The organism is Aquimarina sp. (assembly GCF_977115655.1).
Window position 1 is genome coordinate 1 of sequence record NZ_CDSBKO010000093.1, and the last position, 12,815, is coordinate 12,815.

General features: G+C 44.0%; 2 protein-coding genes. Both read right to left on the reverse strand.

Translation table 11 applies throughout. The features are described 5' to 3' along the window. Positions 1-2,057: hypothetical protein (locus tag ACZIYX_RS22620; RefSeq protein ID WP_462684537.1), on the reverse strand; the 2,057-nt coding region annotated here is incomplete at its 3' end. A 434-nt stretch (positions 2,058-2,491) separates the two neighbouring features. Next, entirely contained in the window at positions 2,492-10,384 is a 7,893-nt protein-coding gene (locus tag ACZIYX_RS22625; RefSeq protein WP_462684538.1) for a reverse transcriptase domain-containing protein, read from the reverse strand. Positions 10,385-12,815: the final 2,431 nt, after the last annotated feature.

A 12,815-nucleotide genomic window follows, 5' to 3' on the forward strand; every position in this document is an offset into this window, starting at 1 on the left:
TCCATGAGGAACGTGTTGACGGCTTGTATTACCCCCAATCCTTGTCTCAACTCTGTAAACTTTGGTTTCCTTATGGGTTTCCCATTCAATTGCCATGTCGTCACACTCCCCTCCGTCCTACTCAACACTTTTTCCAAATCCTCCTCCGTAAAATTCAACCCCCCTGACATTTCAATCCCCTCCATTACATCCCTCTTTGGCCCTTCCGGCTCTTTTCCCCCTTCCTCCGGCCAGATGAAAGATACCCCTTCCGGTAACAGGTTTCCCAACATGTCCCTTGGTCTCGTGTCGGGATCATTATCCTCGTCCGAATCATAAAATTTAAGTCCCTTCCCTGCCTTTGGTTTACCCTTCTTCCCCACTTCCACCCAATCTGTCCCTCTCTCGATTCCCTTTCCTCTCCGGGCCCACACCGCCCTTTCCAAAATTTCCTCGTGGTATTTATCCTTCCCCGCCGTCCACGGTATCGTGTACATATAATCTTCAATTTCCGCGGCCCTTTCTACCTCCGTATCGTCTCCCCCAAATGCCAACTCCGGATCCTCCACTTCCCGTCCTTTCAGACCCTTCATTTCCTCCCCCCAGATTCTCCAGACACAATGCGACCCGAACGGTCGTCTCTTCTGGTTGATCCACCTTCTCCACAGTGTTAACAAATTCCATCTCATATTCCCCTCGAACCGTTTTTCATTCCTCAACACCGATTTATCCCACACGTACTTCTCTCGATACTTCTTCCCCAATCCTTCCCCCAACAATTCCCACACCTTGGCGTCCTCACACTTCTCGATAGGTTTCCCCCTCCTCCTCAACTGCCATGCCAACAACAGGTCCGTCAACATAACGTCCTGTGCCCCGTACCTTAAAAATTTCTTCAACCAATCACTGTCCCATCTCCCTTTAACTCTGTCATCTGGTTCCCTCAAATCCCGCAACAATTGTTCCCCCCATAATGCTTGTCCCTGCAATCCCAAATCCATATCAAAATATTTTTCCATTTCCGCCTTCAAATTAGGTTCCCCTCCTTCCCCCATTAACTTCTGTAGATCCACCACGTTGCTTGCGAACTCCAGCCCTGGAAATGTCGCGTCCCACATCCTCTTGTCGTTTTCAGCCCCCCAAAACAATTTTATAACCCCCGACTGCAGAAAAATCTGCAGCGCTCTTGGTACTTTCCCCCCGAAACATTTCACATCGAATATTACTACCACCCCGTACACATTTCCAATTTGTATCGTCCGCACCCGATTCTTCTGGTGCGACTCCACCTCATTCCTCATGAAACTTTCCGTTACCATCTCTTCAATTCCTTCAAACATATAAGACCCCTCCGTCCAATGTTTCCCCTGCCTTTTCAATTCCTCCGCCTCTTCTTCCCGCTTTTTCCCCAAACTGTACCCCTCAAAATCCACGCTAACTATGTTAACGGGATTACATGTTTCCGTCTTAAATAGTTCTATTGCTGGTACCACCATTTCCAATTCCTCCACCAATATAATTCTCAATGGACACCCCAACTTGTGCCCCCACAACCTCGGAATATTAATGGCAAGGTCCGCACACCTGGCCGGATGATTCTCATCCCACCACGGGTGTCGTGGATCCTTCCATCCTTCCCCATTCATACCCGCCTCATACTCATCATATCCCTGACCTCCTTCTTCGTTAGCCCCCCCTTGCAACCTCCTTTGCTCCTCTGGTGTCCCTCCATTCCTCTCAACCTCTTCAGCCCACCCCACCGGTTTTTCATTTCCTCCCTCCGTATCCATTACCTCCATTTTTACCACTGCTTTTCCCACCGTCAAATCCATTACCTGTCCCACAATTCCATCTACCGTTGCCGGCTTTTTATTTCCCAACACCTCATGTACTATTTTAATATCGTCATCCTCCTCCTCCATTGTTCGGTACCCCCCTTCCTCTTCCGTATTCCCCCCATCAGTTTCCCCATCAATCACCAACGCTTGTCCCCCCTCCTCTCCCGTGTTAGTTTCCATGTCACTATCAATTCCCCCCTCTCCAGATCCCACTACCTTTTCAGCGATGGCTTTAGCCATCGCTGCTACGTGTTCCTCACCCTCCGACTTCCTCCGCTTCCCTTCTTGGCTCCCGTCCTCCGACATCTCTGGAATATAAATAAATAAATATAATACAATATCATCACAAAACTAAATAACATACATAAACAATCACTACTTAGTGCACTACAAGGGCAACACATATTAGTACAAACCTTCACCACAATCAATGTTAGTTAAAGCTAAAACGATTATTTCCTCCACCGGTTAGTTCCCGACTAAAAAAAATGACGAAAGAGAAAAAAAATGGATGATAAAAATGTTACAAACAACACACAAAAAAATGTAGATTAATTGCTCAAAACCCGAAAATGATCAAAAATTCCCAAAAAAAATGTATAAGGAGGCAGAAAAAATGATCCTCAAGAAAAACGAAAGAGGAAAAGAGAAAAAAAATTTTCGAGCCAACGTGATCAATCTCCATCTACATCCTCATCTTCAGCGTCCCCCCTCGTTATACCAGCGTCTTCACACTTTGGGCAATACCACACCTTCCCCTCTGGTTCTGTTCTCATCCCCACGCAAAGTGCATGTACCCAATCCAAGCAAAAATCACATTCTACCCACAAAACACTCCCCTCGAACATGACATCGGCACTATACGTCCCTCTACACACCGCGCACCTTATATCGTTCTCTTCTAGATACTGCCGTCCCCTACTAACAGCTCGCAATTTCCCTTCATATTTCAAGTAAGCTTCTTTTGACCCGCAAAAATGTTTAAATTCGGCCATATTGTACCATCCAGCGCCCGCATAAGGTCCTCCCACTCTAATAAGCTTGATTCGCTGTTTTTCGGCGTTAACCCCCACTACTCTGAACATTCGGTCATATTCCGGGTGCATTTTGTTACAGATTCGGTCGGCCCTTAATTTACCTCGATTCCTCATCAACAAGGTATCCCCCACTCTAAAATCCCTCAATCTCGACTTTTTATCATAATACTCCTTATAATGCTCTTGGGCTTTTAGATTAGACCTCGCTGCTGCTTCCCATGCTTTTGACAACGTTTCAAACAATTTTTCCGCATATTTAGCTCTACATGTTCCCAACTCCATTGAAAACAATTTCCTCTCCCCAGGTATATCTGGATCCCGACCCTGCATTAGAAAGAATGGTGTGTTCCCCGTCGAACAGTGTGGCGTAGTCCTATAGGCTAGCAACACTCCCCCTATGAATCGGTCCCACTGTCTCGGTTCTAATTCTGTTAACGGCCTTATCATCCCCATCAATGTTCTATTCCACTTCTCAACCAACCCATTTGCCTGATGATGATAGGGTGATGTATAACACAATTTAGTCCCCACCGATTCCGTTTCCATTTGGAACAAATGTGATTTAAAAGCCGGTCCCTGATCTGATATTAAAATTCTAGGTACCCCATACATTGGAATAATCTGTTCTTGAAAAATTTCTGATAAAGTTTCCCCCGTCTGATCCTTTGTGGGAAATGCCATTGGCCATTTCGTATAATAATCCATACAACACACAATGTATTTATTCCCCCTCTCCGTTTCTGGTAAAGGCCCCACCACATCAATTGCTACCATGTGAAACGGTGCCATCGCCTTCACAGGTTGTAACGGCCCCCGCCTATTTGGTCCCTTTTTAAATCTCGCACATGGCACACACCTTTCAATATACTCTTTTACATCCTTGTTCATACCCACCCAAAAATATTTCTCTTTAAGCCTCCCCACTACCTTCGTGTATCCTAAATGCCCCGCGTATTTGGAATCATGAGCCATTTCCATCAACAATTCCCTAAATATCTCCGGAACCACCAACTGTAACTCAATAGGTTCCCCCGTGACTGGTGTCTTTTTATCCTTAACCCTATATAACACCTCCTGCCAGATCACATAATGCGGTTCCTCTGCAATGATCCATTTCATTTCTGTTTCGGTCAATTCCTCCCCCTCTATTGTATCTTCCAAATACTCAATTAATTTTCCGTACTGTAGGTCTTCCCTCTGTGCTTCCACTAACTGTTCCCTCTCCCATGGTGCCTCTATGTGAAAATATTCAAAGAACCTTTCATCACCTAAGTCCCTCCCATCCTCACTCAAATCTATCAATGCTTCATCATCGCTATCATCCATATCCCCCTCTTCTTCCAAGTTCGGATCCCCGATCCATTCATCCTCCTCATCCTCACTTGCTTCTAAGTTTGGGTCTTCATCATATAACCCCGCCATATTAATATCCCCTCGCTCTATCTTAGACTGTTTCTTTATAACCTTACCCCACCCACTCTCTAACAATTCGATCGGTGTCCGACATTTACTCCTTTGTACTCTTTTCTTTTCATTCGTTTCTCTTCCTACTACTTGGTTTATTCCCTGTTCCCGCTGTTGCCCCCCGCTTACTATGGCCCATTGTTTGTTAAACCTCTTCATTATATTATTTTGCCTAACTGCCAACCTACTTTCGATCGTATTTTTCACCCCCTCCACCATGCCTATGTTTACTTTCTCCCCTTCGTCTTCATCATTTGTTCCCTCTTCCTCATCATCCTCTGGTACGAAAGGTGGTCTAGACAATGCATCTGCATTCCCGTGGTCCGACCCCTTCTTATACTTCATCTCATACTCGTACTCTGCTAGCATCATTGCCATTCTCAAAAGTCGCGGAGTTATATCCTCCGTTTTCCGAGTCCGATCCAAAATCCGCAACAAAGGTTGATGATCAGTAAATACCGTCGTAAATGCCCCCAACAAATATTGCCTGAATGTCGTGAACCCCTTTACCACCGCCAAACATTCTTTTTCCGTAACCGCATACCTAGTTTCCGTATCGGTCAGCTTTTTACTCCCATAGTGAATTACCCTTTCGATCCCATCCTTTCCCAACTGAGCCAACACATATCCCAACCCCACATTACTTGCGTCTGTATACAGCCTAAATGGTCTCGTTATGTCTGGATACCCCAAAATTGGTGCCCTCATCAAACTTTCTTTCAACCCCTCAAATGATTCTTCTGCCTCTTTCGACCACCGTTCCTTGAATGTTAACCCCTTCTTACAAACTTGTGTCAAATCATACAATGGCGCTGCCAGTGCCCCGTACCCTTCCACATACGATCTATAATACCCAGTCAATCCTAAAAATTGCCGAACCCCCTTTACCGATGTCGGATATTTGCATTCCTTGATCTTAGAAACTTTTTCCGGATCTGGTTGAACCCCCTTCGCTGAAATTACATGCCCCAAAAATTTCACTTCCGTCCTGACCAGTTCACACTTTTTAGCCTTAAGTTTAAGTCCCGCCTCCCGCAATCTTTGAAGTACCTCCTTACAATGATACAAATGGTCCCACACCGACGTTGAAAAAATTACCACGTCATCCAGATAACACATGCAAAACTCCATCAGAAGCCCCTTCAAAGCGAATTGCATGAGTCTCTGGAATGTCGCTGGTGCGTTAGACAACCCAAACGGCATCATGGTGTATTCAAATAACCCCTCGTGACAAGAAAATGCCGTTTTTTCAATATCCTCCTCGGCCATTGGTATTTGCCAGTACCCCGATTGTAAATCAAACGTCGTGAAGTACAAAGCCCCACACAAACTTGCCAAGGTATCATCTATCCGCGGTAGCGGATAGCTGTCCTTTTTAGTCGACGCATTTAACCCCCTATAATCTACACAAAACCTGATTTCCCCATCCTTCTTCTTTACTAATACTACTGGACTTGCCCACGGACTATTTGATGGCCTAATGATTTTCTTTTCTTCCATGTCTGCCACTGCCTTCGTTATGTGTTCCCTATACGCCAATGGGTTCCTATATGGTTGTTTTATTGGTTTCTCACACCCCTCCTTCAATTCTATCCTATGTTCTACCAACCTTGTCCCCTCTAATAAGTCCCCCGGTTTCATAAACACATCCCTATAATCATTTATTATCACACTTAAAAATTTCTTTTCCTCTACCGATAGTGAAGCTGATTCGATATCCAACCCTTCCGGTAGTTCGATCTCCCCCTCCCATTTTTTCACCCGTTCCATTATCTCCTTTTTAAATGCCTTTATTAATTTTTCCCTCTTCAACTGCTTCTCGGTTTTTACCCCCTCCACTACATCTGGCTCCGATGTTCTAGGATTATCCAAGCCCTCATACAAATTTTCTGCCGCATCCTGTGCCGTCTGCATTGTTACCATTGTTCCCACTATTTCCCCTTCATAGGCCTCCCCCAATTTTTTACCTCTCCTGAGTCGTACGTTTCTATCACTCATATTTGCTACCGGTACTATTACCCTCCCCTTTTGTACTGTTACTATCATTTTAGCTGCTAAAATATCCAATTCCTCATTTGGATCCCCCCTTGGTTCTAATTGCAACTCTGTTCCATCAGCTACCTCATCCTGAAACCTACATTGTATGTATCCCATATGACCCGCCGGTATCGATTCCGTGACTGCTACTTTGAATATCGTCAACGGTGCCTGCTTCTCCCTAACCGTTTTTACCCCCTTTTTGTTTTCATGCACCTCCACTTTCCCTTTATTTTTATTGGCCGACTTTGACACCACATGTTTACCCTGAATTGTCACCTGCATTTTCTCATAATCCAGTACTAACCCAAAAGCCCGCAATGCATCATCCCCAAAAAGCATTGGTGTCTGTAACCCCTCCATCACATAAATGGTCAACTCCCTTGTTACCCCCTCTATTGTTACTGGTGTTTTAAATTTACCCGTTGTCATCCCTACCATTGCATTATTATACCCCTGAAATTCCATCGACGACTCTATCAGTGGTATGTGACTAAAGTACCTCTTATAACCTGCCCCCGAAATTAATGTTGCCTGCGCCCCCGTATCAATTAAACTTACTACCCCCGTATCTTCGATTTCCACCTGAATATATAAATAATATTTCCTATCCGTTTTTTCCTCCGCTGCATTTACCTTTGCAACTTCCCTCTCATCAGCCCCCGTATCCCTCATTGTTGCTACATTCATACCCGTTTTATTGTTACTCAACTTAGTAAAACCTTCTAAGTCCCCCCAACCATCATTTTTCTTTGGCGGTTTATTTTCTTCTAAGTCCTTTGTATCCGCCCACCAACCTGTAGTACCCACCCCGTAATTTGCAAAAGTCTTTTCCTGTTCAAAAGCCACATTTGTTTTCATTTGTTCTGCTTTCTTTCTCTCAGCCTGTGCCTTCAGTTTAGGACAATTGTTTATGCTATGCCCCTCTTCTTTGCAATACCTACATGCCTCAACCTCTGTTCCTTTATTTGCCCCCCAGCTTGGTTGTGCCCCCGAGTTTTGCTTCCGCTGCGGTCCCGGACAATTCGGTTTCGTGTGCCCCGTCTCCCCACAAGTGTTACATACCATTGAATTTAATATCCTCTTTTTCCGTATCTCGCAATCCCTGGCCATGTGTCCCTCCCCATGACATTCAAAACACACGACCTTTTTCGGGCATTCCCTCGCCCAATGTCCTATTTCCCCACAATTCTGACACTTTGAATTATTAACCATGGTTCTATTTGCTCCCGTCGCTGGTCCCCTATCCTGGTTCGTATTTACTGGCTTTCCCCCTGTATTTGGTTTCCACGGTGATCTCTGCACCTGGCCTGATTTCTGTGATGTAGAAAATATCCCTGCCCTTTCCCAATTTTTACTTCTCAGATTCTTTTCAAATTCCTCTTCCTTTTTCCTCTTCCACTCAGCAGTCCCCTCACACAACCCGTTCCTTTCTATCTCTAATGCCCTCGTTTTCAGTTCCTCGAATGACCCTCCCATTCCTATGTCGAGCCTAGTTTTATACACACTCCATACCCCCTCCAAAAATGTTTTCCTCAGCAAGTTCTCCTTTTCCCGTTCCCCCATATCCAACGGATTTATATACCTCACCCAATATCCGAAAATTTCATCAATGTACGACTTCATGTCCCCCTTTTGCCTAATTTGTTTAAATTTTTGAATCCGGTAAGTTAAATCCTTTGGCTCATCAAACCGTTTACACAATACATCTATCACTTTATCATACTCTGTCATCCCCACCGGGTCATATTCTTCCTGTACCTCTAAAAATTCTAACACCGGACCTGCCAGCTTAGTCTTTAACATTCTCAATTTCTTTCTAGGTTCCCTGATGTTGTACAGATCCAACCCCCGATTAAATGCACCCAAAAATGATGAAAATTCTTTTTCCCCACTATATGTCGACACATGTTTCAATTTTGGTTCCGAATACTTGTACATTGGTCCCCCATCTCCCCTTTCGTAGTAGTACTCATCCCGATCGTAATCCCGATCACGATCACGTCGCCGACCCTCATATGACCTATCACGTCCCGATATCCCCCTATACTCTTTTTCCTCATCGTACCTATCTGTACGGATCTCCCTACGTCGATATTGGTCCTCATCTCTATCTCTATCCCGCCCCCGGTCCTCATAACTATCCCGTCGATGCCTATAAGTTCTCTCGTCAACATTTAAGGACCCTCTTTTTGGCCCATAGTCCCCGCTGTAGTGCTCCGATCGGGTTCGCTCTCGTTCCCCTGCATCCCTTGTACCATCAGCTCTCGAATGATACCTTGTTTGTCCCCCTACTCCCCCGTTTTCAAAATTTCGATCTCCCCCTGGGTCCTTTCTGACATTCTCATGACGACCGTTGATTTCCCCTCTGTACATTGTTTCTCTCACTCTTGTTTCCCCTTCTGCTCCTGTTATGGCCCCCCTTATATTTGTTCTTTGTCTACCTTCCTCATCCACATTCATATCCCTCACCCCCCTTTCTATATCTCCTATGGCTAGTGGTTCCCTCTCCCCTCCTACCACACTTGTCCCCGGTGGTGTTATCTGAGTTGATGCATTTTGTCTAACGTGCCGTTCATTATTTTCTGGAAATTGATTGGTTTGATAAATATTTGTAACCACCCCCGAATACCTTCTTCTTCTATCCCCTATGTGATGGTTTGTCATAGGTGGAGGACTGTACCTCCCCTCTACCTCATACTCTTGTGCCCCCGGGTTAGTGTAACGCACACTCCTCTGTACTCTATTTCGGCCCCCTCCTACTGGTGTCTCAGGTACTACCATTCTACTATTTTGCCCATTTGGTATAGTATCCTCATCTGGTATATACCCATCTTCCATTTCATCTGCCCTATCCCTTTCTCTACGCCCATCCTCTCTTTGGTACTCTTGTTGTCTTTCCGTACCCCCTTGTCTATACGAACCTTCCATATTTCTGTTCACATTGCCCCCATTTCTCGGTGATGGTTGGTTCCCTGCTCCTAAATTTTTCTGGCCCCCACCTTCAACTAATCCTCGTATGATACCCGGTCGTTTTTCCTTTGACCCTCTTACCATAAACTCTTCTGCCCCATCACTACTTTGTGCTTCACTTGATGTTATGTTTTGAATTTCCCGTACCACCATGCTTATGCCCTCTATTTGTCTATCTATTGCTTCTAATTGTTTTCGTTTCCATGCTGATCTCGATACCCTATCGTTCCCACACGTTTGTGCCCCCCTTACTTCTTTTGTTTCTTCGTGCCGACTTTGTCTTCCCTCCGTAGTACTCTTACTTAATTGCCCTCCCCGTATTTCTGGTTCTCTTATTTCTTCCTCATCATCTGTTATTCTCCACCCACTCAATCCCCGTCTTCTTATCCACTCAGGTTTTCTATCCACATTATTTGCCGTTTCACCCCCCATAATTTGAGGGACGAATGGGTTATTGCCCATTCCTTGCCCTCCCGACCTCACATCGACCCCCCTGTTACTAATGTTTGGTGTCCCACTCATATCCATCCTACTTTCATTCACCACATTCTGCGCCACTTCATTATTGACTCTAAACGGGTTATTATCAGCCCATACTGGCTCCTGGTTATCGTTATTTTCAGACCCCCTCGCCACCATTCGACTATTACCCCTGCTATTATTATTCCCATTATTATTTGTGTTATTATTCCCCGCATTCGTTATCAATGAGTCCCCCATTAATGGGTCCCCATTTCCTATTGCTATTCCAACTGGGAATCTGTCCACACTCCCACCATTTGACCCCCCTGTATTATTTCGGTTCATTCCCATCATAGAATTGACCCCCCTTACTACTGCATTTATCCCCTCTTGTCTAACCGCAAATAGATCCGGTGATGATTCCCTTGTAGTAGTTTCATCATCAGTATTATCTTCCAACATCGCATGCAATCCCCTACCATTACCAAATAATTTCCGATCATACCATTCCCTTTCAAATTCCCGTCGTTCCCGATTATTTCTAAATAATGGTACCCTTGCCCGTTCCCCCGGGTCAATTGGGTACCCATCCATATCCAGGCCCCAATCCTCTTGGCCCCCCTCACTATCACATCTATTAAACTCCGCTCTCAGAGATCGCCTTGTGCCCCTCCCCGTAGATTGCTCATTTTCACCTCCAAAACCATTATTTCCACCTCCATGTGCCATTATTTATCAAATTCCTTTTATTAACCTTGTTTATTAACTTTATTACTCGTTATTATTTCCAATTACAGCTCTTTATTCCACCAATCAACAAAAAAAAATTTTTTTTTTTTTCGTTGAAAAAAATGTTTTTGACCCCCTTGAAAAATTTTGCCCCCACGATAAAAATGTGTTCCAACAACGTTAAACTGTTGAACCCGATGCTATTGTTACTATTATCACTTTATTTCCCCACTCAGACTCCGTTCAACCCAAAAAAATGACCTTGCAAAACGACAAAAAAATTGGGCTTTTTCTCAAAATTCACCTATTTCCCAAAAAAATGACTGGGACCCGGCGTCCGATTATGTCCAAAAGTCTTCAAATCCACGGACTAGGTGTTATCGTTACTATTATTACTTTAGATCACCACTCGATGCCGGTTGAACCCCCTAAAATCGCCTTGGACCGAAAAAAAATGACCGATTTCCCAAAAAAATGACCTTTTTCCCAAAAAAATGACCGATTCCGAAAAAAAAATTGAGTTCCAAATACTTCAGATTCGAGTTCCCCGTGTTTTTATTACTATCCTTTCGTTTATTTCACCAATCGATGCTGGGGGCACCCTTTAAAAAAAATTTTTCGGAAAAAAAAATTTTCGATTTCCAAAAAAAATGGCTAAGTCCCCAAAAAAAATGACCAGTTCCAAAAAAAATGAGATCCAGATTATAACACCTCCTTTATACTCGTATCCGATTGTTATTATTAGTATTGATTCCCTTTTATTCCTTTAGATTCCCTTCCACAATCCTCCACAAGCCAATTCCCCCTTTTGTTAAAAACACGTGATCACTGACAGATGAGGGTGAAAAAAAATGAGACGAATATTTTTGCTAAAAAAAATTTTTATCCTATATCCGAGGTGAATGTTAGGTGGTACTAATGATATGATCCGATCCTCTATCCGTGCCCCCTATGACCCCCAGTGACCAAAAAAGACAAAAAAATGAGATGACCAAAAAACCTGAAATTCACAAAATACCTGTATTTCGGGTTACCAGGGTCAGACACAACTCAAAATGACCCAAATTTTTACGCCAAGTAGTTTCAATACCGTGAAACTACCCCAGGAACACAAAAAATATCACTTGGGATCAAAAAATTAAAAAATTCCTACTCAGATTTCGCAAAAACTGTTTGGACTCCAATACTATCAATTTCCACAAAAATACGCTAAGTTCCAACTCTCAGGGTTAGTTTCCTCGCCGCAGATTCCACCAAATACCATGAAAATTAGTTATCCTACTCAAAAAACCCTCGGGATTAATAAATATTACCACCAAAATAAGTTGCCATCAAAAATTCTCACAAGACACGTCCCGACACCCAAAAAAAATTTTTACTCAAAACAAGAAAAATTGGCTTACCCGTTCGCTCCAGAGATTTTAGTACCGATCAGATCCACTTCCAGCAAATCCTTTGATTGCTTCTTCACCTAAAACACGCAAATAATAGATTAACATCGGTCCTCGTCCTCATTCGTACTCTTTTACACCTGTCCCCACCCACTCCATCAGCTTTTACCTTCATCCAGGACCCCCACTCTCCACCACACGAAAATGGGTGCATGAAAGCACACCGAAACTGCATGACCTGCACGACGGCATCACGACTTACAAAAATGGGCACCTAACAGTACCCCGAAAAAGCCGATTCGATTCGATTTTCTTTTCACACTCCTCTCACCCCACACCACACAAAAATGTTGGAATTTTTCAATTCCAACAAAAATTGGTATGAAAACCAATCAAAACAGGGACATATAAGTCCCCCGAAAATTCGATCACGTCGTACACATCAAAATAAATTGGATCATCGGTACTGTCACCCCTTTCCCTTCACTGGGTAGCCAAAATTCAAGTCAGTCATCCTCTCCCTCCACTCTTCCCTCGCAAAAATTCATCAAAAACAATAGGTCCCTTTTTCCTCCAATAAAAATCGCATAACAGGTCCCATCCTTCCACCAACTCATTTCCATCCCTTCAACAAATTAGATCATCGTATTCCCCAACTATTCCTTGGTCCCATCCAACAATCCAGGCCCCCCTCTTTATCCTCTCTCTCTCTCCCCAAAAAAAATTTTCAAAAAAAAATCGGTTTGTTACTCAGGGTCAGGCCATCGTGGTCACCATGTTATTTTGTCCTATTCTAACCCACCCCCCGTTGCTTAGGACCACGATCGCCTTACTTAATCCGGGTTCGAGTCCATAACCGGACCCCATGTCGAGTAACAAACCGCTCCAAGATCACATCGAACACA

Bases quoted from the DNA above. Each gene is read 5' to 3' on its own strand.
- ACZIYX_RS22625 (WP_462684538.1), bottom strand. From the start codon at position 10,384: ATGGATGGGTACCCAATTGACCCGGGGGAACGGGCAAGGGTACCATTA.